Source organism: Streptomyces sp. CB02980 (genome assembly GCF_014451325.2).
Classification (GTDB): domain Bacteria; phylum Actinomycetota; class Actinomycetes; order Streptomycetales; family Streptomycetaceae; genus Streptomyces.
Map to the genome: position 1 here is coordinate 92,392 of NZ_JACSCH020000004.1, position 24,074 is coordinate 116,465.

Sequence of the window (24,074 nt, forward strand, 5' to 3'; positions counted from 1 at the left end):
TGCAGTCGCTCGGTGTTCGGCCTTCGGCCACATGGTGAGCCTGTGTCATGGACCGGTCAAGGTGCGGAGTTCGGCCATACTGTCCCGGTGGGGACCCTCATCGGTAGATACGTCATCGAGCACAAGCTAGGCGAAGGCGGCATGGGCACCGTCTATTTGGCCCGATCGCGCGGCGGGCGCGCCGTGGCCGTCAAGGTGGCGCGGCCGGAACTCGCCTCCGATCCCTCCTTCCGCGCGCGCTTCCGCGCCGAGGTCGCCGCGGCCCGGCAGGTCGGCGGCTTCCACACCGCCCAGGTCGTCGACGCCGACCCCGACGCCGAGGCGCCCTGGCTCGCCACCGCCTACATCCCCGGCCCCACCCTCGCGGCGCTCGTCACCGCCGAGGGTCCGATGGACGAGGGACGGCTGCGCTCGCTCGGCGCCGCGCTCGCCGAGGCCCTGGAGGCCATCCACGCCTGCGGGCTCGTCCACCGAGACCTCAAGCCCGGCAACATCGTCATGGCCCCCGACGGGCCCCGCGTCCTCGACTTCGGCATCGCCCGGGCGCTGGAGTCGACCCGGCTCACCGCCACCGGCTCCGCCTTCGGCACCCCCGGCTACCTCGCCCCCGAACAGGCCCTCGGCGAGGAGGTCACGGGCGCGGCGGACGTCTTCGCGCTGGGCGCGGTGCTGGTCGCCGCGGCGGGCGGCCGCCCCTTCGGGGACGGCACGCCGATGGGCCTCATGTACCGCGCCGTCCACGAGGACCCGGACCTCGCCTCCGTACCGGAGCCCCTGCGCGGGCTCGTGGGCCGCTGCCTCGCGAAGGACCCGGCCGGCCGGCCGACGCCGGAGGAGATCCTGGACGTGCTGGGGGAGGGGGCGCGGGACGGGGCGGGAGCGGTGCCGCCGCCGACGGTCCTCGACGCGCCCGCGACGCCGCGCCACCCGGTCCCGCCGGGGTTCGGTCCGCCGCAGGACTCGATCCCGCCGTCGTACGGACCGGCGCGGGGTGGCGTCCCGTCGACACCCGTGCCGCCGCAGGTCGCGGTCCCGTCGCCGTACGCGCTCCCGGCTCCGCACGACTCGGTCCCGCCGGGCTTCGGGCCGCCCAACCCCGCCTTCTTCGTCCCGCCGCCGCCCGTCGCGCCCCCGCAGCCCGTGCCGGATTTCGTGGCCGCCGACAACGTGTACGGGATCGTCGTGGACGGCGCCGGAATCTGCCTCCAACTACTCGACGAGGAAGCGGAGTTCACCTGGGCCGAGATCGGAGCCGTACGGTACGAACGGACCCGGCGCGGCCGGTGGCTGCGGATCGCCGTCGACCTGTACGACGGCACCAGCTACCTCTGCGAGATCGACGGCCGCCGGGTGGCCAGGGTCGAGGAGTGGGTCACCGGGCTCGACAGGGTCCTGGTCCGGTTCCTGCCCAGGTGAGGTCCCACGCCCACGCCCGATGCCTGACGCGTGAGGTCACGGGCTTGAGGAAACGAAGCCTGAGGAGACGACGCGGCGCCTGAGGAGACGACGCGGCGCCGCCGGGAGACCGGCGGCGCCGCGGGTGGTGCGGGATCGTTGCGTTACGGCAGGTTGTGGACGTGCGGGCCCACCGCGTTCGACCAGGCGTTGCCGGCCGTCGCGTCCCAGTTGGTCGACCAGGTCATCGCGCCGCGCAGCGTCGGCCAGGCCTGGGCCGGCTTGAAGGTGCCGCAGCTCGTGAGCTTGGTCAGGCAGTCGAGCGCGTTCTTCACGATCTGCGGGTCGACGTAGCCGCTGCCCGCGCCCCGCGTGGAGGCGGGGACGCCCAGGCCGACCTGCGACGGGGAGAGACCGCCCTGGATCTGGATGCAGGCGAGCGCGGTGAGGAAGTCCACCGAGCCCTGGCTGTAGACCTTGCCGTCGCAGCCGAGCATCGAACCGCTGTTGTAGTACTGCATGTTGACGACCGTGAGGATGTCCTTCACGGCGAGCGCGGCCTTGAAGTACTCCGTGCCCGTGTTCTGCATGTCGATGGTCTGCGGGGCCATCGTCAGGACCAGCGACGAACCGGCCTTGGCGGACAGCTGACGCAGCGCCTTGGTCAGGTAGGTCGAGTTGATGCCGTGCTCGAGGTCGATGTCGACGCCGCTGAAGCCGTACTCCTGCATGAGGGCGTACGCGCTGTTCGCGAAGGCGGTCGCGGAGGCGTCACTGTTGATCGTGACGTTCCCCTTCTCGCCGCCGACCGAGATGATGACGGACTTGCCGGCGGCCTTCTTCGCGGCGATGTCCGCCTTGAAGTCGGCGACCGAGGCGTAGCCGACGGCCGGGTCGAGGTTGAAGACGATCTGGCCGGCCGTGGTCGTCGAGTCGGCGAAGGAGACGGCGATGATGTCGTACTGCGACTGCACGTCCCGCAGCTTCTGCACCGTGGCGCCGTTGTTGAAGTTCTGCCAGTAGCCGGTGAGGGCGTGCTTGGGCACGGCCGGGCCGGGGCCCGGATCGGTGACCTTGGCGGTCCTGGCCGAGACGGCGCCGGACTTCGCGGACTCGCCCGCGGAGTTCGTCGCGGCGACCTGGAACTGGTACGCCGTGTCGGCCGTGAGTCCGGTGACCGTGGCCGAAGTGCCGCTCACCGTCTGCGGGTTGCCGCCGTCCCGGTACACCTTGTAGCCCGTGGCGCCGGAGACAGCGCCCCAGCTCAGGGCGACCGATGAGGAGGTGACGGTGCCCGCGGCGAGACCGGCCGGGGTGGACGGGACCACCGGGTCCGGGTCCTGGCCGCCGCCCCCGTCGGGGCCGAAGACGCTGACGTCGTCGACGGAGTACGGGGAGGTCCCGTACCAGCCGTGGGTGTAGATCTCGACCGAGGTGGTGCTCGCCCCGGTGGTGAAGGTGGTGGTGAGCTGCTTCCAGGCGGCGCTGTCGGGCGTCCAGGTGGAGACGCTGCCGGAGCCGGTCCCGGTGTTGTTCGCGCCGAGGTAGGCGTAGCCGCCCTGGACCCAGGCGCTCAGCGTGTACGTCGAGTTGGGCTTCACGGCCACGGTCTGCGCGCACTTGGCGTTGTCGAGCCCGGCCGGGGTCGCCCGGAGCGCGCCGGCCCCGGTGCGGACCGGGGAGGAGACGGCGGCGCCGCTCCCGGCGGAACAGGACCAGTTGGCGAGGCCGTTCTCGAAACCGGCGTTCTTGGCGACGTTGACGTCGGCCGCCTGCGCGGTGCCGGCTCCGCCGACGAGGACGAGCCCGGAGCCGACGGCGAGCGCGAGCGCTCCGCCGAGCCAGCGGCGTCCGTGCGGGCGGGTGGTGGTGCGGTCCACGTGCATCCTCCGGAGGGGAGTTGGGGATGTGGGGGATGTGGAGGTGCCGTACGTCGTCGTACGGAGGGGCTCGTACGGGGGTACGAGGCGGTACGGGGGGTATGGGGGTGCAGAGGGTGCCCGAGGTGCGGGCGATGCGGGCGGTGCGGGCGGTACGGCGATGCAAGAGGTACGGGGAGTGCGGACGGTGGCCACCGCTGTGGGGACAAGTTGGTCCAGACCAATCGCGTTGTCAAGACCTCTGGCAGCAAGCCCTGTTCGGAGCGGGTGACGGCTGCGCGGAACGGGCCGACGGGTCCGGGCTCCGGGCCCCCAAGAAAGGGGGACAGCTTGGCGGATTGTGTGTTCACCACCCCGGGGGACGTGGATAAGGTGCAGAGACGGCAGCACCCTGCGGTGATGCCGTGAACGCGGTAAGTGATCCGCGGCCCCCGGGACACCGGAGGCCGGAGGGGACGGGGGGTCCGACGTGCCGACAGCGATCGCGGTCACCAGTGCCGACCTGGCGCTGCAGCCGACCGACCCCGGGACCCCGCACGCCACCGTCCTGCCGGCCCCCGACACCCAGTCGCTCGACGCCTCGATCGCCGACATGCAGCAGCTCCTCGCGCGGTACGGACACGTGGTCGTCGTCTGCCCCACCTCCGCCCCGGCCGCCGTCGAACAACGACTGCGCGCCGTCCGCGCCCTCCTCGAAACAGACCGGATCGCCCTGGTCAGGACCGACCTGCCACCCCTCGGAGCGGCCGTACTCGTCCGCCAGCTCCGGCAGTTGGCGGGCTGCGACTTCAGCCCCGGCGTCCTGGCCTCCGCCGCCCGGCTGCTCGCCCACTACATCTACGCCGGCGCCGTCCTCGGCTCCGTCTCCCGGCTCGACCGCGTCCCCGTCAGCCTCGGCTCCCACCTCAAGGGCTGGCTGCCCGGCGCCCATTTCGCCGTACTCGCCGGACCCACCGCGCAGATCACCCGCGTCGGCAGCGGCGAGGTGACCCTCCCCGGACCGGAGTTCACCACCGAGCTCCTGCTCGCCCGCGGCCAGCTCCAGACCGACTGGCCCACGACCACCCTCGTACCCGGCTGGCGGATCCACGGCGCCGTCCTGGAGACACCGCTGCCCGAGGCCTCGCCGCGCTGGTGGGGGACGGGAAAGCTCGTGGAGTTCGCCGCGTACCTGCCCGACCTTCCCGTCCTCTACCAGCTCGTCTCCTCCGTACGGCGCGAGACGTGCCACTGGTGCGCGATGGACCTCATCGGCGACCGCTGCGGCTTCTGCGGGGCACCCCTCCGGATCGGAGCGGTGCCGGAGCAGGGCGGTCGCGCGCTGAACGGCGCCCAGGGCGGAGGTCGACGCGACGGCGGCACCCGTGCGCTCGGGCCGGGAGTGCAGGCGACCCACCCGGCGGGCGCACACCCGGTCCAACAGCCGGGCGGCACGCACCCGGCCCCGTACCAGGACCCGGCCCCGTACCAGGACCCGCACCCGGGCCACCAGGCCCACCAGGCCCACCAGGCCCACCCGGCTCACCCGGCCTCCTCGTACACCGAGCTCACTCCCGCGAACGTGCAGGGGAACCCCACCCGTGCCCTGCCGTGAGCAGCTCCTCGCCCCTCGCGCGACTCCGCTCCGCGACCCCTCCTCCCGCCCCCGACCGTCCGCACCCGTCCGCCCCGGACCCACGTCTCCGATCGAGGTAGTACGGCCATGAACTCCCGCCAGCGCCGCGGCGTGATCCTGCTGCTGCTGTCCGTCCTGTGCGCGATCGGCGCCTTCGCCGGTGTGCTCGCCGTCATCAGCGACGTGAACTCCAAGGTCGGCCCGGAGACCACCGCGTACCGGATCAAGGACACCGTGGCGCCGTACACCCCCCTGAGGGCGAGCCAGTTCGAGAAGATCTCCATGCCGAAGCGCTGGCTCTCGGAGACCGCCGTCACCGACCTCCGCCAGATCGAGGGCCGGATCGCCGTCACCCAGCTCAAGGCCGGCTCGCTCCTCCAGTCCGACATGATCGTCGAGCAGCCCGAACTCCAGCCAAACCAGCAGGAGATCGCGATCATGATCGACGCCGCCACCGGCGTCGCGGGGAAGATCACCGCGGGCGCCACCGTCAACATCTACGCCACCTTCGCGGGCGACAAGAAGGGCGAGGCCGCCCAGTCCCGCATGATCGTCGCCGGCGCCCGCGTCCTCGACGTCGGCAAGCTCACCCCGATCAGGGACAGCTCCCAGAGCTCCGCACGCGCCAACGCGGCCGTGCCGATCTCCTTCGCCCTCTCCACCCTCGACGCCCAGCGCGTCGCGTACGCCGAGTCCTTCGCCGAGCACGTACGCCTCGCCCTGGTCGCCCCCACCACCGGCGGCGCCCCCGCCGACCAGCGCGACCGCACCTACACGCTCGAAAAGGACAAGTGAGGCCGGTATGACCACCAGGATCCTGCCGGCCGTCGGCGACCCCGACGCGGCCCGGTCCGTCACCACGCTCATCGGGCAGCTTCCCGACGCCGAGCCCGCCCTACCGGTCACCGACTCCACGCAGCTCGTCGACACGCTCGCGCGGCTCGCCGCCGCCTCGCTCGACGAACTCCCCGAGGTCGTCCTGGTGCACGAGCGGATCGGCCCCGTTCCCGCGCTCGAACTCGTCCGCGAGGTCGCCCTCCGCTTCCCCGCCGTCGGCGTCGTCCTCATCACCGCCGACGCGAGCCCCGTCCTCTTCTCCGCCGCCATGGACTCCGGCGCGCGGGGACTCGTCACCCTGCCGCTCGGCTACGAGGAGCTCGCCAGCCGCGTCCAGGCCGCCGCCCAGTGGTCCGTCGGCGTCCGCCGCCACCTCGGCGCGGGGGCCGACCGGGTCACCGGCCCCGGCGGCACCGTCGTCACCGTCAGCGGTGCCAAGGGCGGCGTCGGCGCCACCGTCACCGCCGTCCACCTCGCCCTCGCGGCCCGCGCCTCCGGCCGTACCGTCGCGCTCGTCGACATGGACCTCCAGAGCGGCGACGTCGCCTCCTACCTGGACGTCCAGTTCCGGCGTTCCGTGGCCGACCTCGCCACCATCGCCGACATCTCGCCGCGCGTCCTCCAGGACGCCGTGTACGTCCACGAGACCGGCCTCTCCCTGCTCCTCGCCCCCGCGGAGGGCGAGCGCGGCGAGGAGGTCACCGACCGCGCCGCCCGCCAGATCGTCAGCGCCCTGCGCGGCCGGCACGAGGTCGTCGTCGTCGACTGCGGCTCCCAGCTCAACAGCGCCAACGCCGCCGCGATCGAGATGGCCGACACCGCCGTCCTCGTCGCCACACCGGACGTGGTCGCCGTCCGGGCGGCCAAGCGGACCGTACGCATGTGGGAACGGCTCCAGGTCCGCAAGGCCGAGGAGACGGTGACCCTGGTCAACCGCCACCACCGCTCCACCGAGATCCAGCCGCCCCTCGTCCAGAAGATCACCGGCACCCGGGTCGCGGGCATCGCCGTCCCCGCCCACTTCAAGGAGCTCCAGGCGGTCGTCGACGCGGGCCGGCTGCACGAGCTCGACGCCAAGTCGACGGTCAAGCAGGCGCTGTGGGCCCTCGCCGGCGAGCTGGGCCTGGTCCAGGCACCGGCCGCGGCGCCGGCGGCCGGCCAGCCCGGCAAGCAGCTCGCACGGGCGGGCGACCGGGGCTCGCTGGGGCTGCGCCGCCGCGCCGGAGGGCGCTGAACCATGCGTATCCACCGGGGCTCGGGCAGCGACGACAGGGGGCAGGTGGCGGTCGAGTTCCTCGGCATGGTGCCGCTGATCCTGCTCACCCTCGCGCTGCTCTGGCAGGTCGTCCTGGTCGGGTACGCGTTCACGCTCGCGGGGAACGCGGCGGACGAGGCGGCGCGGGCGTGCGCCGTCGGCGACGACGGACCGGCGGCCGCCGGCCGGCACATCGGCGGCGCCTGGAGCGCCTCCGGTGGGGACTGCGAGCGGGGCGGCGGCATGGTCCACGTCCGGGTCTCCGTCGAGGTGCCGGTCCTCGTCCCGGGGCTCGGCGGGCTCTTCCCGGTGGCGGGCGAGGCGGGGGCCGTGGACGAGGAGGGCCTCACGCCATGAGGAGAGACCCGTGCACGGGGCGGCGCGACCGCGGTCAGGCCGCCATCGAGTACCTCGGCTTCCTGCCGATCCTGCTGATCGTCGGCCTCGCCGGACTTCAGCTCGGCATCGCCGCGTACGCCGCGCAGCAGGCGGGCACGGCGGCACGCGCGGCCGCACGGGCGGAGAGCAGCGACGCGGAGGACGGGCCCGACGCCCAGGCGGCCGCCACCGCCGCCGTGAGCGGCTGGGTCGATCCTGTCGTCCTCAGCTCCCCGGGGGGCGACGAGGTCACCGTCACCGTGAGAGTGGCGATCCCGTCCGTCGTGCCCTTCGTGGACGACTTCGGCACCGTGGAGAAGACCGCCACCATGCCCCTGCCCGACGAGGAGGACGAGTGAGAAGGGACCACGAATCATGAGTCTGCGGGCCCGGATCAACGCCCCCGAGGATCACGGGGGCAGCGCTGCGGCCAGGGAGGACGGCCATCTGGTCGCCTCCTTCCGCGCCAAGCTGCTGGAGGAGATCGACCTCACCGAGATGTCCGCGCTCGCGGCCGCCGAGCGGCGGGCCCGTCTGGAGCGCGTCCTCGGGCACATCATCAGCCGTGAGGGGCCCGTCCTCTCCACCGCCGAGCGGGCCCAGCTGATCCGTCGGGTCGTCGACGAGGCCCTCGGTCTCGGCGTACTCGAACCGCTCCTGGAAGACGCCTCGATCACCGAGATCATGGTCAACGGCCCCGACCAGATCTTCATCGAGCGCGCCGGCCGCGTCGAACTGCTGCCGCTCCGCTTCGCCTCCCACGACCAGCTGATGCAGACCATCGAGCGGATCGTCTCCACCGTCAACCGGCGGGTCGACGAGTCGAACCCGATGGTCGACGCCCGGCTGCCGTCCGGCGAGCGCGTCAACGTCATCATTCCGCCGCTCTCGCTCACCGGGGCCACCCTCACCATCCGCCGCTTCCCCCGGGCGTACACGCTGCACGAGATGGTCGGCCTCGGCTCGCTCGACGAGCAGATGCTGCTCCTGTTGTCGGGACTGGTTCAGGCCAAGTTCAACCTGATCGTCTCGGGCGCCACCGGCACCGGGAAGACCACCCTCCTCAACGCCCTCTCCGGTCTCGTCCCCGACGGCGAGCGGATCATCACCATCGAGGACTCGGCCGAACTCCAGCTCCAGCAGTCCCATGTGATCCGCCTTGAGGCCCGCCCGCCGAACATCGAGGGCCGCGGAGCCATTTCCATCCGCGATCTCGTCCGCAACTCGCTCCGCATGCGGCCCGACCGGATCATCGTCGGTGAGGTCCGCGGCGGGGAGACCCTCGACATGCTCCAGGCGATGTCCACCGGCCACGACGGCTCGCTCGCCACCGTCCACGCCAACTCGGCGGAGGACGCCCTGATGCGGCTCCAGACGCTGGCGTCGATGTCGGAGGTCAAGGTGCCGTTCGAGGCGCTCCGGGACCAGATCAACAGCGCCGTGGACGTCCTCGTCCAGCTCACCCGGCACCCCGACGGCACCCGCCGGATCACCGAGATCTCCGTCCTCGCCTCCCACGGGCGCGAGCGCTTCCTGCTCGCCACGGTGTGCCGCTTCCAGGCGCAGCCGGTGGCCGCGGACGGGCGGGTGTACGGGCGGTTCACGTACCACCCGCTGCCGAGGCGGGTCGCCGAACGGCTCTATCTGGCGGGCCAGCCCATTCCGCAGGCCTTCGGCGTGGCCGTGACGGAAGGCCACCTCACCACCCGCGAAGCCGACTGATGCCGACGAGAGCCGACGAGGAGCAAGGCACATGATCGACCCCTTCTGGCTGACGATCGGCGTCGCCCTGCTCTGCTGCGTCCTGGGCATCACCGGGCTCCAGCTGTACGCGAGCGGGGCACGCCGGCACGCGGCGCTCGTCGCGCGGCTCGACGAGTCGGGCGCGCCCGAGGGCACCGGCCGTCGGAGGCGCCGCTTCCAGGGCGTCGACCGGCGGGTCCGCCGGACGGCCCTCGGCCGGAAGCTGGAGCTGCGGATCGCGGCGACCGGTCTCGACGTCACCCCGGGCGAGTTCACGGTGGCCCTGGCGGGGACGGTGGCCGTCCTGTGGGTCGTCGGCCAGGCCGCGCTGTCGCCGTTCTTCGGACCGATCTGCGGACTGCTGGGCATCTGGGTCGCCATGGGCTATCTCGGCTGGCAGCGTCAGAAGCGGATCGAGAAGTTCATCAACCAACTCCCGGAACTCTCCCGGATCCTGGCCAACGCCACGCAGGCCGGGCTCGCGCTCCGGATGGCCCTCAGCCTGGCCGCCGACGAGATGGAGGCGCCGGCCGGGGACGAACTGGAGAAGGTGGCGCAGCAGTTGTCCGTCGGTACGTCGCTCGACGACGCCCTGGGGGAACTCGCCGAACGCCTCCCGTCCCGCGAACTCGTCGTCCTCGTCACCACCTTGGTCCTGGCCAACCGGGCCGGCGGCACCGTCGTCTCGTCCCTGCGGAACCTCACCGAGACGCTGGAGGAGCGCAAGGAGACCCGGCGGGAGGTCCGTACCCAGCTCTCGCAGGTGAGCATGACCGCGTACTCCGTCCCGGTCATCGGCGTCGGTTCGCTTCTGCTCATCGACAACATGCAGCCCGGGGCGCTGGACCGGATGACCGGTTCGGGCCTGGGTCAGTTCGCCGTCGTCGCCGCGTTCGCCCTGTACGTGGTGGGCTTCATCGCCATCCGCCGCTTCTCGAAGATCGACGTGTAGGGACGGACTGCCGCCGTGGACCTCCTCCTCGCCCTCCTCGCGGGCCTCGCCGTAGCCGGGGCCGCGTACGGTGTCCGCCTCTACCGCGCGGACGCCAAGCTCCCCGACGACCTCCGGCTCGCCCTGGAGGTCGGCGCCACCAGGACCGGGGCCGTCGACTCGGCCGTCGACCGCCTGGGCATGCGCTGGTCGCCGACCGTGCTCCGTCTGATGGGCCCCAAGCGGGTCAACGCGGTCCGGCGCCGGATCGACCTGGCCGGAAACCCCGGCGGCCTGACGATCGACCGGTACGGGGCGAGGCGGGCGGTCTACGGCTTCCTGGGCGTCCTGGGCGGTCTGCTGATGCTGAGCAGGGGGTCCTTCCTGGTGGCGGTCCTGCTCTTCGCGTTCGGCGCTTTCTGGACGGAGGTCGGCATCTGGTCGGCGGTCCGCATCCGCAAGGACCAGATCGAACGCACGCTGCCGGACTTCCTGGACGTGCTGGCCGTCGTGGTGTCGGCGGGACTGGGCTTCCGGCAGGCCCTGGAGCGGGTGGCGGAGAAGTACGAGGGTCCGTGGGCGGACGAACTCCGCATCACGCTCCGGCAGATGGACATGGGCGTCAGCCGCCGCCAGGCCTTCGACGAACTGCGCCGCCGGAACGACTCGGAGCAGGTGGCGCAGTTCGTGACGGCGCTGCAGCAGGGCGAGGAGCTGGGCGCGCCGATCGTGGACACGCTGATACAGATCGCCAACGACATGCGGCGCACGGACGCGCAGAACGCGCGGAGGAAGGCGGCGAAGGCGGTCCCGAAGGCGACGATGGTCATCACGACGCTGATGGTCCCGGCGACGATGATCCTGCTGGGCGCGGGCCTGTTCCTGGGCACGGGAACGGACTTCGGGTCGGTGACGGGCGAGTGAGGGACGCGTCGCGGGTCGGCCAGGGGGCGTCTTCGGGGGGCCCGGCTGTCCGAATGTGGCCGCACTGTGAGACAGACCCTTCGCGCGTGCAACGGAGTGTGGAACAGTGGGGACGGAGGGTGAGGGGGGTGGGAGCGATGGGCGTGAACGGGCTGACGGTCGCGGCGACTTGCGCGATCACGAAGTGGCCGGTCAGGGGCACCGGCCGAATCTTCGCCAAACTCCCCACCCACACCCGTACCGAGGCCATAGCCTCATTGCTGGGCTCCAGGCCCACCCGATGACCAGGGCCCACAGAGGGGCCCACGGGCCCTGTGCGCCGACCGGACGGCCGGCGTACCGTGACCGTGCGCAGGCGTCTGAACGCGGAGGGGACCACGATGAACGACGCGATGCTGAAGGCCCTGACGAGGGCCAAGGTGGGAGTGACCGCGCGACTGCTGCGAGGGGATCGCGGGCAGACGGCGGTGGAGTATCTGGGGATCATTGTGGTGGTGGTGGCGATTGTGGTCGCGATCACCGGCACGGATCTGGGGCAGTCGATCAAGGGCGCGATCAGCCAGAAGATCGCGGAGTTGACCGGTGGTGGCGGCGAGTAGGCGCTGCACACCGGGAGCGGGACTCAGGGCAGGCGTTCCCGGTGTACATCGCCGCCATCGGGGGTCTGCTGTTCCTGGCGTTCGTCTACTTCGTGGTGGGGCAGGCCGCGGCGACGCGTAACAGCGCCCAGACTGCGGCCGACGCGGCGGCACTCGCCGCTGCGGAGGATGCCCGGAACCAGCTCCGCGAGGGGTGGCTCGGAGTGGTTCTCGATCCTGAGCAGTGGGACGGGTTCCTCAAGGGGAGGACGTACGACAGCTCCTCGGCGTGTCAGCGCGCCGCTGTCTTCGCAGCCAAGAACGGCGGGGTGCTCCCGGACGGCGATTGCGTCCCTCTTGCAGGACAACAGGGTTTCAGCGTCACCGTGCGTACGCAGGAAAGCGTCGGTCTCCCGGGAACCGAGGCGCGGCATGCCGTCGCATCCGCGAGGGCCCTGATCGAGCCGAAATGCACCTTCGCGGCACCGGAAGAGCCTGAACCGGAGGAAACCGAGCCGGATCCCGACCCCACGGAACCAGAGGACGAGCCGGAGCCGGAACCCGAGCCGATCACCGGACTCACCTGTGGTGAAGAGGCCTGGACGATCGACCCCGACGACCCGGTACTGCCAAGTGCCGTAGATCTCTTCACTGTCCGACTGGCCGGCGACGACGAGTAAAGGAAGCGCGCTTCATGAATGTTCGGTACGCACGAAAGGGGCTGGCCTCCCTCGCGGTCGCGTCGTTGGCACTCCTCGCGGTCGGCTGCGGAGCCGAGGAGAAGCCGAAGGCGGACAAGCCGGCCGCGACCACTGCGGCACCTCAGAAGACGCAGGAAGGGCAACAGCCGCAGAGCACGGAGGAACCCGTAGAGGTGGTGGCCGTACTCAAGGGCCAGAAAGGGCTTGAGCTGGAGATCAACTCTGCGGAACGCGACGCAGGTGGGTTCCTCACCGTCAAGGGGCGATTGCGGAACACCTCGGGTGCCATCAGCGCCATTCCCCCCCAGACAAGCGGTAATGAGACAGAAGTGGTCAAGCATGGGACTTCGTTGGGGGGCGCCACCCTTGTCGATGCTGTTGGCAAGAAGCGCTACTACGTCCTGAGGGACACCGACGGGCGGCCGCTCACCACCACCGGGCTCGACAGCCTAGGTCCCGCCAAGTCCACAGCCGTCTTCATGCAATTCCCCGCCCCACCCCCCACGACCACCGACGTCTCGCTCCAGCTCCCCACCTTCGAACCCGCCACCCTCAAACTCTCCTGAGGCGACGCCATGACGACGACATCCCGCCGCCTCGCCGCTCTCCTGGTCGCCTCCGTCGCCCTGGGGCCCTTCGTCGTGCCCGTCGCTTACGCCGACGATCCGCCCGGGTCCGCCGCCAGTGCCTCCCCGCCGCCGGCCATCGATCCCGACTCCCCGGGGCTCATGCTTCCCGACGGTGCCACCCTCGCCGCCGCCAAGGTGCTCGACATCAAGCAGATCGTCGAGGACGAGGGCGGTGAGCAGCGCCGTCAGGACACCAACGTCGATGTGACGTTCGCGCTGCAGGCCGAGGTCCTGTTCCCCAAGAACAGCGCCAAGCTCGGGGCCGCCTCCAACGCCCGTATCGCCGCCATCGCCGCCGAGATCAACAAGCTCGGCTCCGGCCGCGTCCGCGTCTTCGGGTTCACCGACAACCTCGGGACGTACGAGCACGGGCTCAAGCTGTCGAAAGAGCGGGCCGTCGCCGTGCAGCAGGTCCTCGCGCGGAGCCTCGACCCGGGCACGACCTTCGACATCCGCGGCTACAGCGAGGACTACCCGATCGCCGACAACGGCTCCGAGGAGGGCCGCAAGAAGAACCGTCGCGTCGAGATCTCCTTCCCCCGCACCACACCACCCGTCACCCCCTGAGGTCGGCGCCTCAGGACCGGCCCGCGGGCATACTGGCGTGTCATGAGCACTGCCGGTTTCACCCTTCGTCACACCGACCCCCAGGCCGCGTCGAGGTGGCTCGCCCCCGCGCCCTCCTGGGGCGGGTCGATCCCCGGGCTCGGGTTCGTGGAGATGCGGTACGGGAACGCCGTCGGGCGGGGCGACAGCTTCGCTCAGTTCTCGGTCGCCGGTGAGCGTCTGCCGCAGGGGGTCTTCAGCGGCATCAGGTTCGGGAGGGCACCGTTGCCCGCGCGCGCCAGGTTCCAGGTCGGTGAGTACACCGGGACCCTGAGCCGCCGCCGCAGCGGGCTGTCCCGTGACGGCCGCGCCCTGCGCATCGGTCTCGCCGGCCGCTCGTACCGCTACCGGCGGGGCCAGGACAAGAGGGTCCATGAGCTGCTCCGGCAGGGGGTCGTCGTCCGCGTCACCCGCGACGACTGGAGCAGGCCGGTGACGCTCGACGTCAGGACCGAGGGCCAGGCCGACGCCGTGGACCTCTCCCTGGCCCTGCTCCTCCAGGGCGTCTACACCCGGCACCTGGCCCAGGGCGGCCGCTGGTACTCCCTGCCGGGCCGGGTCCTGAACCGTACGCCCGACATCTTCTGACTCCTCCGATGACTCCTCCGACGGCTCAGGTGCCCGGCTTCCAGAGGGTGACCTCCAGGGCGATCTGCGTCGGCGGGGCGATCGAGGGTTGTGGGTTGCCGCCGATGAAGTCGGTGATCACGACCCGGGCGAAGTTCCCCTTGTCGGTCAGGACACAGAGGACCGTCTTGGCGGGGAGGTCCCACGTGGACATGGCGGACTCGGTGAAGCCGCCGACCCTGGCAGCCCGGGCGCAGTCCGCGGCCGTCTCCGACGCGTCCGTGGGCTGGAGCTGGGCGGCGTTGCGGCCGTTGCGCAGGGACAGGTAGCCCTCCAGGGTGTTCTGGTAGGTCAGATCGGCCTCGATGGGGACGCCGCTCTGCTCGGCCTTCTCCTTCGCCCTGTCCCACTCCTCGCCGGTGTACCGGTGTGTGGCCGGGGCGTCGAAAGTCGATGCTGCCGAGGTCGGAACCGGACGGCAGGCCGAGGGACATGGCCTGCTTCGGGTGGAACTGCGTGTACGACGCGGTTGCCGGTGCCGGTGCCGGTGCCGTCGCCGTCGAGGAGTCGTCGGGGGAGGGCGCGTCGCTCTCCTGGTCCGAGGGCGTCGAGGGCGTCGAGGGTTCCTCCGAGGGCGGCTCCTCGGAGGTCGACGGAGGCGTCGTGCTCGGCTCCGTGGCCGTGGGCGGCTGCGTCGGTGCCTTCGCGTCCGACGGCCTCTCGCCCTTGTCCGTCAGGGCGGAGGTCAGGACGGCGCCTGCCAGGGAGAAGACGCCGACGATGACCGCACCGATGATGGTGATCCGGACGGCCTCGCTCTGCCTGCCGAACCAGCCCTGCCGTCGGGGCGGCTGCGGGGGAGGGGGCGGGAACGGCCCGCCGGGCGAACCGGCGTTCCGGTGCGGGTGGTTGCTCGGAGGCATGGGGGCCGTGGACACCGAAACTCCCTGTTTCTCTCTGGTGTTGGTGGAGATCGTCGAGACGCGCTGCCGTGGTGATCTCGTCGCAGTCAACGGACTGTGTCGTGCACCTCGGTTGCTCCTCCTCGTCAGAGAGTCAGCGCCGCCCTGATCGTGGCCGTCATCCGGTCCGGATGCCGGAAGACCTCGCCCGCCGTGAACCGCAGCACCCGGCGGATCTCCGGGCAGGACTGCAGCGCGTTGAAGCGGGCCACGTCCCGCTCGTGGGCCCGGCGGGTGCCGTGGAAGGCGTAGCCCTCGACCTCCACCGCCAGGCCCTGCGCGCGGAACAGGAAGTCCGGTCGCAGCGGAGGCCCCGCCGCCGTCCGCAGGACCGGCTGGCACTCCGGGAACAGGTCGGCGTCCCCCATCCGCAGCCTCGCCACCGTCTCCGCCGGTGAGCCAGACGCCGGCTCGGCGAGCCGCAGCCAGGACCGGGCGCGGGGCGCTCCCCGCCGGGGCGCCGCGAGTTCGGCGGTGAGGTCCTCGTAGCGGACGAGCGCCTCGCGCCGCACCCCCTCGACCGCCCGCCGCGCGAGTGCCGAGTCGGCGACCACCACGGCCTCCTCCCGGCTGCCGGCCGCCCGTATCAGGTCGCCGACCGTCCGTGCCGGGGTCGTGGTCCGCAGGCCCCGTCGTATCGACCCGTCGCCTGCCGTCAGGAACCTCGTGCCGTGGACGCGCACCCGTGTCCCCTCGCCGGCCGTCGAGCGGGACGGTGCCGGGGCGGTGAACTCCAGGCGGTCCACCCCTCCCGGCGCCCTCAGCCGCTCGATGCGGTGCAGTCGCGCCGCCGTCCCGTGGCTGCACACCCACTCCGGACGCAGGAGCTGGAGCGCCGTCGCCCGCACCCGCCAGTCCACCTCCTTCCCCGGGGCCGCCCACGCGCCCCGGCAGATCCGCTGCCAGCCGTCCCCGCGCAGACGGCCGGCCAGGCGGCCCGGCGGCCAGCCCGCCGCGACCGCCCAGACCGTCAGGAGGACCCCGCCCCTGGCGAGGATCGCCAACTCGTACATACGCCCAACGATCCACGGAAGAGGGACACTTCGCACCCCCTGTGGAAAACCTGCCGAAAGCCGTCGTCAGGAAAGCGCAAAGGTGGGGGGACAAGCCCATCGGGCAGGAGCATTCTGGACAGATGACGACGACGGGCGAGACTCCGGGCGCGGCCCCGGGTCTGCGGAGCGCGCAGAGTGTGCAGAGTGTGCAGTTGGTCAGCGATCTCGTCACCCGGATCCCCGAGTTCCGGGACGTGTACGAGAACCACGTCTTCCATCAGGGCGGTGTGCAGCCGCACGTGTTCTTCTGGGACGTCGTCCAGGACACCGTCCGCTCCTTCCTCGGCGAGTCCCCGTGCGCGGCCGACTGGCGCCGCACCCTCGCCTTCCTGGAGGAGCAGAGCTGTCGTGGTGTCCTCGGCGTCGACGAGGTCATCGTCACCTCCTTCCTCGGCGACCTGCCCTCCCCGCACGAGCCGGGGCACGCCATCGTCCAGCAGCTCGGTCCCGTGATGGCCGCGAAGTTCGTCCGCATAAGGCCGCTGGGCTGAGTCGCATAAGGCCGCTGGGCTGAGTCGCATAAGGCCGCTGGGCTGAGCCGCACAAGGCCGCTGGGCTGAGCCACGCGCGCCGCCGGGATAATCGGGCGCATGTCCCCGCCGTCCCCGCCCGCACTCAGCCGTCGCACCCGTACCGTCCGTACCGTCCGTACCCTCGACCCCACGGTCCTCGCCGTCGGCGGGTACGCCGTGACCCGCCTCATCGGCCTCGCGGTCCTCGCGGTCGCCTCCGCCGTCACCGGCGAGGACGGGCTGCACCGGCTCAAGGGCCGCTGGGACTCCGTCTGGTACGTGCGGATCGCCGAGAACGGTTACGGGTACCAGGCCACCCTGCCGAACGGCGACGTCCACCCCGACCTGGCCTTCTTCCCGCTCCTCCCGGCCCTGGAGCGCGGCCTCTCCACCGTCCTCCCGCTGGACGCGGCCACCGCCGGGCTGCTCGTCTCCTGGACCGCCGGGCTCGCCGCCGCCTGGGGCGTGTACCGGTGCGGCGAGCACGCCTTCGGAACCCGCGCCGGCATTCTGCTCGCCGTCCTCTGGGGCGTGTACCCGACCGCGTTCGTCCAGTCGATGGCGTACACGGAGACGCTGTTCACGGCCTTCGCCGCCTGGTCGCTGTACGCGGTCCTGCGCGGGCGCTGGATCCTGGCCGGCGCCCTGTGCGTGGCCGCCGGGCTCACCCGGCCGACGGCCGTCGCCCTGATCGCCGCCCTCGGGATCACCGCGCTCGTCACGCTCGTACGGGAGCGTCGGCTGCCCCTGCGGACGGTGGCCGGGGTCCTGATCGCGCCGCTCGGCTGGCTCGCGTACATCGCGTACGTCGGTGTCCGGCAGGACAGTGCGACCGCCTACTTCGACGTCCAGGCCGCCTGGGGCAACTCCATCGACGGCGGTGTCGCCCTCGTCCGGTTCATCGCCGGTCTGCCGTGGCCCGCCGCCCTCGGCCTCTGCGCGGCGCTCGCGCTGCTCGGCTGGCTGGTCGCCCTCTGCGTGCGGCAGCGGCAGCCGCTGCCCCTGCTCGTCTACACGATCGGCGTCGTGTTCGTCTCGCTCGTCGGCGCCGCGTACTTCGGCTCCCGGCCGCGGCTGATGATGCCCGCGTTCGGGCTGCTGCTCCCGCCCGCCGTGGCTCTCGCGCGGCTCCGCGTCCGGACCGCCGTGCCGGTCCTCGCCGGGCTCGCCCTCGCCTCCGCCGTGTACGGGGCCCTCACCCTGCTGGGGTCGGGCCCGCCGTGAGGTCCCCGGCCGGGTTCCCGGGTCCGGGGCCCGTCTCCACGCGTACGCGTACTCCCGGCCGCAGCCCCCAGCCGGCCATCGCGCCGGCCTCCGCCTCCAGGACGTGCCGGCCCCGCGGCCGGATCATGCCGAGCCTTCCCGGTCGCATCGTGACGACGGAGCGGACCGTGAACGAGCGGTCCAGGTAGGCCACGTCGATCGCGAACCGCATCCCGAAGGTGTGCACGCTGTTCGTCCGGACGATGAGCATCGCCCCCGCGATCCCGTCCCGTCCGAGCAGCCCCCGCCGTCGCGCGCGGTACGAGGCCGCCACCTCCAGCGGCACCTCCCGGACCGCGTCGGTCGCCAGCGTCCCCGTCCCGTCCGCCCATTTCCCCATGTGCCAGACCGTAGCGGCCCGCCGACCCTAGGGTCGGCTCCGTGTACGTCACGACGATCACCCTCGCCGCCCTCTGGGGCGCCGCCGTCGGGCTGCTCGTGCCGCGCGCCGCGTACCGGCTCTCCGTGGCCTTCGAGGAGCCGTGGCGGGACCGCTGCCCCGTCGGCCACGTGCTCGTGGGGCCCGCGCGCGGCTGGCTCGGCGGCCCGGGGCGGCAGGACTGCGCGACGACCGGAAGCCCGCGCGCGGCACCGCTGCTCACGGCCTCCGTCTGTGCCGTGCTGGCCGCCGCCGCCGGCGGGCCCCGGCCCGAGCTTGCGGTCTGGCTGCTCGGCGCGCCCTTCGCCGTTCTCCTGGCCACCGTCGACGCGCGCGTGCACCGGCTTCCGGACGCTCTCACCCTGCCGCTGGCCGCCGCGGTGCCGCTGCTCCTCGGTGTCGCCGAGCTCCTGCCGTACGACGCGGGCTCCTGGCTCCACGCGCTGCTGGGCGCGCTCGCGCTCGGCGGGGCCTATCTGGTGCTCCATCTGATCAACCCGGGCCAGCTCGGTCTGGGCGACGTCAAGCTGGCACTGCCGCTCGGCGCGGCCCTCGGCTGGTACGGCTGGGGCGTGCTCTTCGCCGGGGCGTTCGCCGGGTTCCTGCTCGGCGCGGTGTACGGCCTCGGGCTCGTCGCCCTGCGTCGCGCCGACCGTTCCTCGGCGATCCCCTTCGGCCCGTTCATGCTCGCGGGCGGGCTGCTGGGGCTTCTGCTCGGCGCGTTCACCGCGCTTCCGTGAACCCCGTGCCCGCCGGTCACCGGCCTGTCGCCCGCCGTGACGGCATCGGCCCGCTGCCCCGTGCGTCCGGGTCCTGACCTGCCGGAAAACCGTCCCTGGCGGCTGCCCCCGTCAACGTGGCGCCCGGCCCGGACGGTCCCTCTTGGGAGGGACGGAAGTCCGCCGCCGCGCCGGGGCGCAAACCCGCCACAGGGCCCTGGACCCCTTGTCCCGACTGGGATCCGGCGAATTCGCCGAGGATCGTTCGGCGTACGTGGCGCGCAACTCGACTAACGAAGGGTTATGGTGGAAACCCCCCCTCGGGCCGGTCCGTATCCCCCCCCACGGACCGGCCCGTTTTTCTTTCCCGGATCCCGCCAGGGCCTGCCCCGGATCCCCTCAGAGCCTGCCCCCGGTCACTCCGGGCGCGTCAGCCCCGGCCGGCCCAGATGTTCGTGCCCTGGGTGTCCACGGCGAACGAGTCGATCTCCACCAGCTCGTCGGCGGTCAGCGGCGCGGCCGTGAGGGCCGCCACGTTCTCCTCCAGCTGGGCGACGCTGGACGCGCCGATCAGCGCCGAGGTCATCCGCGCGTCGCGCAGCACCCACGACAGCGCCAGCTGCGCCAGCGACTGCCCGCGCCGGCCCGCGATGTCCGCGAGACCGCGCAGCCGCCGCAGCACCTCGTCGGAGAGCAGGTTCGGGTCGAGGGACTTGCCCTGGGTGGCCCGCGAGCCCTCCGGGATGCCCTTCAGGTACTTGTCGGTGAGCAGCCCCTGCGCCAGCGGCACGAAGGAGATGCAGCCCATGCCGGCCGCCTCCAGCGTGTCGAGGAGACCGTCCTCCTCGGTCCAGCGGTTGATCATCGAGTACGAGGGCTGGTGGATGAGGGCCGGGACACCCATCTCCCGCAGGATCCGCGCGGCCTCGGCGGTCTGCTCGCTGGTGTACGAGGAGACACCCACGTACAGCGCCTTGCCCTGCTGGACGGCGGAGGCCAGGGCCCCCATCGTCTCCTCCAGCGGGGTGTGCGGGTCGAAGCGGTGCGAGTAGAAGATGTCGACGTAGTCGAGGCCCATCCGGTTCAGGGAGGCGTCGAGCGAGGACAGCAGGTACTTGCGGGAGCCCCACTCGCCGTACGGGCCGGGGTGCATCTCGTACCCGGCCTTGGTGGAGATGATCAGCTCGTCGCGGTAGGGCGCGAAGTCCTGGGCGAAGAGCTTGCCGAAGTTCAGCTCGGCGGAGCCGGGCGGCGGCCCGTAGTTGTTCGCCAGGTCGAAGTGGGTGACGCCGAGGTCGAAGGCGCGGCGCAGGATCGCGCGCTGGGTGTCGAGCGCGCGGTCGTCGCCGAAGTTGTGCCAGAGGCCGAGGGAGATCGCGGGAAGCTTGAGGCCGCTGCGGCCCGAGCGGCGGTACTCCATGGAGTCATAGCGGTCCGCGGAGGCGCGGTACAGGGGGGAATCAGTCACGTATCTCTGCTTATCACGGACTTGTGACAGTCCCGGGCTGGGAGCCTGTCGCCCGTCCGCAGTAGTGTGGCGGCTTGCGGACCGCCGCGGCACGGCGGGCCTGCCGCTGCATGGAGAGGTAAAGAACAGTGAACCTGCGCGACCTGGTGTACGGGCTCTACGCACGCCGGGTGGAAGGCCGCCTCGACCATGCCCAGGTGCCCAAGCACATCGGGGTCATCCTCGACGGGAACCGCCGCTGGGCCAAGGCCTCCGGCGGGACGCCCGAGCAGGGCCACAAGGCGGGCGCGGACAAGATCCAGGAGCTGCTCGGCTGGTGCGCCGAGACCGACGTCGAGGTCGTCACGCTCTGGATGCTCTCCACGGACAACCTGAACCGGCCCGAGGAGCAGCTCGTCCCGCTGCTCGGCATCATCGAGAACGCCGTGCGGGCGCTCGCCGCGGACGGCCGCTGGCGCGTCAACCACGTCGGCACGATGGACCTGCTGCCCGCCCGTACGCAGTCGGTGCTCAAGGAGGCCGAGCAGGCCACCCACGACAACACGGGGATACTCGTGAACGTGGCCGTGGGCTACGGCGGCCGGCAGGAGATCGCGGACGCGGTCCGCTCGCTGCTCCTGGAGCACGCGTCGCGCGGCACGAGCTTCGAGGAGCTCGCCGAGATCGTCGACGTCGAGCACATCTCGGAGCACCTCTACACGCGGGGTCAGCCCGACCCGGACCTGGTGATCCGCACCAGCGGCGAGCAGCGGCTGTCCGGATTCATGCTGTGGCAGAGCGCCCATTCCGAGTACTACTTCTGTGAAGTGCACTGGCCGGCCTTCCGCAAGGTCGACTTCCTGCGGGCGCTGCGCGACTACGCCGCCCGGCACCGGCGTTACGGAACCTGATCCCCGGACATGGACGGTCCCCGGAGCACCCCGGGGACCTGATCGGAACCGATCACCTCGTGTTCACGAACACGTCGTCATATGCCATGGCATGGCAGAGCCTGTTAGAGGGCATATCCCTGGTGAAGTGAGCGGCACGGAGACCGCCACCCGGGAGGCCCCTTGCACCAGGACGACCGTGCGGGACACGTACGGGAGAAGCGGAGGGCCGTGGTTCGGCCCATGCACGGCGGCCCGAACCCGGTCCCATTCCGCAGCGACACCGGTTCCGTCGCACCCCGACCTCACAGGGGTCTTCCGAGGGGGTCTGTCCTTCCGTGGTGACCAGCACGAAGCGCCGCCTTTCCGACCGGCGCACCTATGTTCTCGACACCAGCGTCCTGCTGGCCGACCCCAACGCCATGTCGCGCTTCGAGGAGCACGAGGTAGTGCTCCCGATCGTCGTGGTGACGGAGCTCGAGGCCAAGCGGCACCATCCCGAACTCGGGTACTTCGCCCGGCAGGCCCTGCGCCTCCTGGACGACTTCCGGGTCCGGTACGGGCGCCTGGACGCCCCGCTCCCCATCGGGGAGCTGGGCGGCACCCTGCGTGTCGAACTCAACCATTCCGACCCCGGCGTACTGCCCGCCGGCTACAGGTTGGGGGACAACGACTCACGGATCCTCGCGGTCGCGCGCAACCTCCAGGCGGAGGGGTACGACGTCACCGTCGTCTCCAAGGACCTGCCGCTGCGCATCAAGGCCTCGTCGGTCGGACTCCTCGCCGAGGAGTACCGCGCCGAACTGGCCATCACGGACGCCAACGGCTGGACCGGGATGTCCGAGCTGGCGCTCTCCGGCGAGCAGGTGGACCTGCTCTACAACCAGGAGTCGCTGTACGTGCCGGAGGCCGCCGAGCTTCCGGTCCACACGGGCCTGGTGCTCCAGTCCGAGCGGGGCAAGGCGCTCGGCCGGATCACCGCCGAGGGGAACGTACGGCTGGTCCGCGGCGACCGGGAGGCCTTCGGGCTCCGCGGCCGCAGCGCCGAGCAGCGGATCGCGCTGGATCTGCTCCTGGACCCGGACGTCGGCATCATCTCCATGGGCGGCCGGGCCGGCACCGGCAAGTCCGCGCTCGCGCTCTGCGCGGGCCTGGAGGCGGTCCTGGAGCGCCGTCAGCACCAGAAGGTGATGGTCTTCCGTCCGCTGTACGCGGTCGGCGGCCAGGAGCTCGGCTACCTGCCGGGCAGCGAGGCGGAGAAGATGAGCCCGTGGGCTCAGGCCGTCTTCGACACGCTGTCCTCGGTCGCGAGCCGTGAGGTGGTGGAGGAGGTCCTCGGGCGCGGGATGCTGGAGGTCCTGCCGCTCACCCACATCCGGGGCCGTTCGCTCCATGACGCGTTCGTCATCGTGGACGAGGCCCAGTCCCTCGAGCGGAACGTCCTGCTGACCGTTCTGTCCCGAATCGGGGCGAATTCGCGGGTCGTTCTGACCCACGATGTCGCCCAGCGGGACAACCTCAGGGTCGGCCGGTACGACGGAGTCGTCGCCGTGGTCGAGAAACTGAAGGGGCATCCGCTCTTCGCCCATGTCACCCTCACCCGCTCCGAGCGCTCCCAGATCGCGGCGCTCGTGACGGAGATGCTGGAGGACGGTCAGATCTGACCCGATTCGTACGTGTCCGTACACGTACGGAAGTTGGCGCCGCCCGGCAGAGCGCAGGAGCTTAGCCGGGCGGCGCCCCCATGTCCGCCCAATCTTCGAAAACACCTGCCCCCACCCAGGTGTGAGCTTTCACACGCAACGCAGAATTGCCTTGCGGTGTCGCCGTCCGGCAAAGTCTTGCTTCCGTCAGGCCCCGCATACGGCACCCGTGCACCTTCAGGCGCACAAGCACCACATAACTCCACAGCCGTTCGCCGTATGCCGCCCACAGCACCACGGGCCCGTGTCTTCTGTGACCGTGTACGTCGGAGACCAGCGCCAGGGGCACGATTTCGGCCGCGTGGTCACCTGTGCGGGCGTGCTGGAAGGAAACCGTGTGAGCCGGATCTCGGTCCGGGGATTCGCGGTGGCTTCGGCCACTGCGGTCACCACCGTCGGCGCCGTCATGGGCGTTGCGTCGGGTAACGCCGCTCAGTCCTCGGACGACAACTTCGAGGCCACCGCGGCCGACACCACGCTGCTCGCGGACATTCCCGTGGGCGAACAGGCCCAGGTACAGGTCTCGTCCCTCTCGGAGCAGGCCGACGTCCAGGCCGCCGCTGCCGACTCCGTCGCCAAGAAGTCCGCGGAGGAGACGGCTCGTCTCCGCGCCGCAAAGGACGCCGAGGCGAAGAAGGAGGCGGCCGACAAGGCCGCCGCCGAGGAGAAGGCCGAGAAGGAGCGCAAGGAGGCCGAGGAGCGCGCCAGTCGTTCCGCTGTCCGCGACGCCTCGTCCTTCAGCGCGCAGGGCTCGTACTCCGTCTCCGAGGTCAAGGCGATCGCCCGCCAGATGGTCCCGGCCTCGCAGTTCCAGTGCTTCAGCAACATCGTGGACCACGAGTCCACCTGGAACTACAAGGCCGTCAACCAGGGTTCGGGGGCCTACGGTCTCGTCCAGGCGCTGCCGGGCAACAAGATGGCCAGCGCGGGCGCCGACTGGCAGACCAACCCGGCCACCCAGATCAAGTGGGGCCTCAACTACATGAACGACCGCTACGGCAGCCCGTGTGGCGCCTGGTCGTTCTGGCTGTCCCACCGCTGGTACTAGTACGGCGTGCTCAACCTCGGGGAGCCCCTCACCGTCCTACGGTGAGGGGCTTCTTGC

General features: G+C 71.6%; 24 protein-coding genes and 2 pseudogenes. 21 read left to right on the forward strand and 5 right to left on the reverse strand.

Annotated elements, in window-relative coordinates:
- The first annotated feature begins 141 nt into the window (after positions 1-141).
- A complete protein-coding gene (locus E0F75_RS10635; protein ID WP_187622564.1) occupies positions 142-1,416 on the forward strand; it encodes a serine/threonine-protein kinase in 1,275 nt (424 codons plus the stop codon).
- 143 nt (positions 1,417-1,559) lie between these two features.
- Here the strand turns inward: E0F75_RS10635 and E0F75_RS10640 are convergent, their stop codons facing one another.
- Positions 1,560-3,275 (reverse strand): glycosyl hydrolase family 18 protein, encoded by a 1,716-nt coding sequence (locus tag E0F75_RS10640; RefSeq protein ID WP_229312634.1) that lies wholly within the window; start codon positions 3,273-3,275, stop codon positions 1,560-1,562.
- 469 nt (positions 3,276-3,744) lie between these two features.
- Between E0F75_RS10640 and E0F75_RS10645 the strand changes: the two are divergent.
- The 13 genes and pseudogenes from E0F75_RS10645 to E0F75_RS10705 all read left to right on the forward strand — a co-directional run.
- Positions 3,745-4,564 (forward strand): annotated as a pseudogene (locus tag E0F75_RS10645) (hypothetical protein); the annotation flags it as partial.
- A 413-nt stretch (positions 4,565-4,977) separates the two neighbouring features.
- Positions 4,978-5,685 carry a Flp pilus assembly protein CpaB gene (gene cpaB, locus E0F75_RS10650; protein WP_187622270.1) on the forward strand — a complete coding sequence of 236 codons (708 nt, stop codon included), beginning with the start codon at positions 4,978-4,980 and terminating at the stop codon, positions 5,683-5,685.
- A gap of 7 nt (positions 5,686-5,692) precedes the next feature.
- The gene (locus E0F75_RS10655) at positions 5,693-6,961 is read left to right on the forward strand and encodes an AAA family ATPase (protein ID WP_187622271.1); all 1,269 of its coding nucleotides are present in this window, start codon (positions 5,693-5,695) and stop codon (positions 6,959-6,961) included.
- Positions 6,962-6,964: 3 nt separating this feature from the next.
- Positions 6,965-7,339, forward strand: a complete 375-nt coding sequence (locus E0F75_RS10660; protein ID WP_187622272.1) for a TadE/TadG family type IV pilus assembly protein — start codon at positions 6,965-6,967, stop codon at positions 7,337-7,339.
- Entirely contained in the window at positions 7,336-7,719 is a 384-nt protein-coding gene (locus E0F75_RS10665) for a TadE/TadG family type IV pilus assembly protein (RefSeq protein ID WP_187622273.1), read from the forward strand. Before E0F75_RS10660 ends, E0F75_RS10665 begins: the two co-directional genes overlap by 4 nt.
- 16 nt (positions 7,720-7,735) lie before the next feature.
- Positions 7,736-9,082, forward strand: a complete 1,347-nt coding sequence (locus E0F75_RS10670; RefSeq protein WP_187622274.1) for a CpaF family protein — start codon at positions 7,736-7,738, stop codon at positions 9,080-9,082.
- A 31-nt stretch (positions 9,083-9,113) separates the two neighbouring features.
- Complete coding sequence (locus E0F75_RS10675; RefSeq protein WP_187622275.1) at positions 9,114-10,055, forward strand: type II secretion system F family protein; 942 nt, start codon at positions 9,114-9,116, stop codon at positions 10,053-10,055.
- A gap of 15 nt (positions 10,056-10,070) precedes the next feature.
- Positions 10,071-10,958, forward strand: a complete 888-nt coding sequence (locus E0F75_RS10680) for a DUF5936 domain-containing protein (protein ID WP_187622276.1) — start codon at positions 10,071-10,073, stop codon at positions 10,956-10,958.
- 380 nt (positions 10,959-11,338) lie between these two features.
- Entirely contained in the window at positions 11,339-11,557 is a 219-nt protein-coding gene (locus E0F75_RS10685; protein ID WP_187622277.1) for a Flp family type IVb pilin, read from the forward strand.
- 38 nt (positions 11,558-11,595) lie between these two features.
- Positions 11,596-12,216: pseudogene (locus E0F75_RS10690) on the forward strand (pilus assembly protein TadG-related protein); the annotation flags it as partial.
- A gap of 14 nt (positions 12,217-12,230) precedes the next feature.
- The gene (locus E0F75_RS10695) at positions 12,231-12,803 is read left to right on the forward strand and encodes a hypothetical protein (RefSeq protein ID WP_187622279.1); all 573 of its coding nucleotides are present in this window, start codon (positions 12,231-12,233) and stop codon (positions 12,801-12,803) included.
- 9 nt (positions 12,804-12,812) lie between these two features.
- Positions 12,813-13,433 carry an OmpA family protein gene (locus tag E0F75_RS10700; RefSeq protein WP_187622280.1) on the forward strand — a complete coding sequence of 207 codons (621 nt, stop codon included), beginning with the start codon at positions 12,813-12,815 and terminating at the stop codon, positions 13,431-13,433.
- A 42-nt stretch (positions 13,434-13,475) separates the two neighbouring features.
- Complete coding sequence (locus tag E0F75_RS10705) at positions 13,476-14,060, forward strand: hypothetical protein (RefSeq protein ID WP_187622281.1); 585 nt, start codon at positions 13,476-13,478, stop codon at positions 14,058-14,060.
- Positions 14,061-14,085: 25 nt separating this feature from the next.
- Here E0F75_RS10705 and E0F75_RS10710 read toward each other — a convergent pair whose 3' ends face one another.
- Positions 14,086-14,253 (reverse strand): hypothetical protein, encoded by a 168-nt coding sequence (locus tag E0F75_RS10710; protein ID WP_187622282.1) that lies wholly within the window; start codon positions 14,251-14,253, stop codon positions 14,086-14,088.
- Between the two features lie 302 nt (positions 14,254-14,555).
- Here E0F75_RS10710 and E0F75_RS10715 point away from each other — a divergent pair, with 302 nt between their 5' ends.
- Positions 14,556-15,110, forward strand: a complete 555-nt coding sequence (locus E0F75_RS10715) for a hypothetical protein (RefSeq protein WP_187622283.1) — start codon at positions 14,556-14,558, stop codon at positions 15,108-15,110.
- On the opposite strand, the gene E0F75_RS10720 is transcribed toward E0F75_RS10715, so the two are convergent.
- Positions 15,088-16,014: a hypothetical protein gene (locus E0F75_RS10720; protein WP_187622284.1), complete on the reverse strand. Its 927-nt coding sequence runs from the start codon at positions 16,012-16,014 to the stop codon at positions 15,088-15,090. The genes E0F75_RS10715 and E0F75_RS10720 overlap by 23 nt on opposite strands.
- 122 nt (positions 16,015-16,136) lie before the next feature.
- Here E0F75_RS10720 and E0F75_RS10725 point away from each other — a divergent pair, with 122 nt between their 5' ends.
- Entirely contained in the window at positions 16,137-16,547 is a 411-nt protein-coding gene (locus E0F75_RS10725) for a hypothetical protein (RefSeq protein WP_187622285.1), read from the forward strand.
- A gap of 99 nt (positions 16,548-16,646) precedes the next feature.
- Positions 16,647-17,792, forward strand: coding sequence for a glycosyltransferase family 39 protein (locus E0F75_RS10730; RefSeq protein ID WP_187622286.1), 1,146 nt, complete (start codon positions 16,647-16,649; stop codon positions 17,790-17,792).
- Here the strand turns inward: E0F75_RS10730 and E0F75_RS10735 are convergent.
- Positions 17,764-18,171, reverse strand: coding sequence for a DUF192 domain-containing protein (locus E0F75_RS10735; RefSeq protein ID WP_187622287.1), 408 nt, complete (start codon positions 18,169-18,171; stop codon positions 17,764-17,766). The two genes, E0F75_RS10730 and E0F75_RS10735, sit on opposite strands and share 29 nt — an antisense overlap.
- 41 nt (positions 18,172-18,212) lie before the next feature.
- Between E0F75_RS10735 and E0F75_RS10740 the strand changes: the two genes are divergently transcribed.
- Positions 18,213-18,950, forward strand: a complete 738-nt coding sequence (locus E0F75_RS10740) for an A24 family peptidase (RefSeq protein WP_187622288.1) — start codon at positions 18,213-18,215, stop codon at positions 18,948-18,950.
- Between the two features lie 409 nt (positions 18,951-19,359).
- Here the strand turns inward: E0F75_RS10740 and mgrA are convergent, their stop codons facing one another.
- Positions 19,360-20,397: an L-glyceraldehyde 3-phosphate reductase gene (gene mgrA / locus E0F75_RS10745; protein ID WP_187622289.1), complete on the reverse strand. Its 1,038-nt coding sequence runs from the start codon at positions 20,395-20,397 to the stop codon at positions 19,360-19,362.
- A gap of 128 nt (positions 20,398-20,525) precedes the next feature.
- Here mgrA and E0F75_RS10750 point away from each other — a divergent pair, with 128 nt between their 5' ends.
- The 3 genes from E0F75_RS10750 (at position 20,526) to E0F75_RS10760 (ending at position 24,017) form a co-directional block, all read left to right on the forward strand.
- Positions 20,526-21,287 (forward strand): isoprenyl transferase, encoded by a 762-nt coding sequence (locus E0F75_RS10750; protein ID WP_187622290.1) that lies wholly within the window; start codon positions 20,526-20,528, stop codon positions 21,285-21,287.
- Between the two features lie 317 nt (positions 21,288-21,604).
- Complete coding sequence (locus E0F75_RS10755) at positions 21,605-22,930, forward strand: PhoH family protein (RefSeq protein WP_187622291.1); 1,326 nt, start codon at positions 21,605-21,607, stop codon at positions 22,928-22,930.
- Between the two features lie 376 nt (positions 22,931-23,306).
- Positions 23,307-24,017 (forward strand): transglycosylase SLT domain-containing protein, encoded by a 711-nt coding sequence (locus E0F75_RS10760; protein WP_187622292.1) that lies wholly within the window; start codon positions 23,307-23,309, stop codon positions 24,015-24,017.
- The last annotated feature ends 57 nt before the right edge of the window (positions 24,018-24,074 follow it).

Excerpts from the sequence above, each read along its gene's own strand:
- E0F75_RS10635 (WP_187622564.1), top strand. The coding sequence starts at position 142 with ATGGGCACCGTCTATTTGGCCCGATCGCGCGGCGGGCGCGCCGTGGCC.
- cpaB (WP_187622270.1), top strand. The coding sequence starts at position 4,978 with ATGAACTCCCGCCAGCGCCGCGGCGTGATCCTGCTGCTGCTGTCCGTC.
- E0F75_RS10655 (WP_187622271.1), top strand. The coding sequence starts at position 5,693 with ATGACCACCAGGATCCTGCCGGCCGTCGGCGACCCCGACGCGGCCCGG.
- E0F75_RS10660 (WP_187622272.1), top strand. The coding sequence starts at position 6,965 with ATGCGTATCCACCGGGGCTCGGGCAGCGACGACAGGGGGCAGGTGGCG.
- E0F75_RS10665 (WP_187622273.1), top strand. The coding sequence starts at position 7,336 with ATGAGGAGAGACCCGTGCACGGGGCGGCGCGACCGCGGTCAGGCCGCC.
- E0F75_RS10670 (WP_187622274.1), top strand. The coding sequence starts at position 7,736 with ATGAGTCTGCGGGCCCGGATCAACGCCCCCGAGGATCACGGGGGCAGC.
- E0F75_RS10675 (WP_187622275.1), top strand. The coding sequence starts at position 9,114 with ATGATCGACCCCTTCTGGCTGACGATCGGCGTCGCCCTGCTCTGCTGC.
- E0F75_RS10685 (WP_187622277.1), top strand. The coding sequence starts at position 11,339 with ATGAACGACGCGATGCTGAAGGCCCTGACGAGGGCCAAGGTGGGAGTG.
- E0F75_RS10695 (WP_187622279.1), top strand. The coding sequence starts at position 12,231 with ATGAATGTTCGGTACGCACGAAAGGGGCTGGCCTCCCTCGCGGTCGCG.
- E0F75_RS10700 (WP_187622280.1), top strand. The coding sequence starts at position 12,813 with ATGACGACGACATCCCGCCGCCTCGCCGCTCTCCTGGTCGCCTCCGTC.
- E0F75_RS10705 (WP_187622281.1), top strand. The coding sequence starts at position 13,476 with ATGAGCACTGCCGGTTTCACCCTTCGTCACACCGACCCCCAGGCCGCG.
- E0F75_RS10710 (WP_187622282.1), bottom strand. The coding sequence starts at position 14,253 with ATGTCCACGTGGGACCTCCCCGCCAAGACGGTCCTCTGTGTCCTGACC.
- E0F75_RS10720 (WP_187622284.1), bottom strand. The coding sequence starts at position 16,014 with ATGTACGAGTTGGCGATCCTCGCCAGGGGCGGGGTCCTCCTGACGGTC.
- E0F75_RS10725 (WP_187622285.1), top strand. The coding sequence starts at position 16,137 with ATGACGACGACGGGCGAGACTCCGGGCGCGGCCCCGGGTCTGCGGAGC.
- E0F75_RS10730 (WP_187622286.1), top strand. The coding sequence starts at position 16,647 with ATGTCCCCGCCGTCCCCGCCCGCACTCAGCCGTCGCACCCGTACCGTC.
- E0F75_RS10735 (WP_187622287.1), bottom strand. The coding sequence starts at position 18,171 with ATGGGGAAATGGGCGGACGGGACGGGGACGCTGGCGACCGACGCGGTC.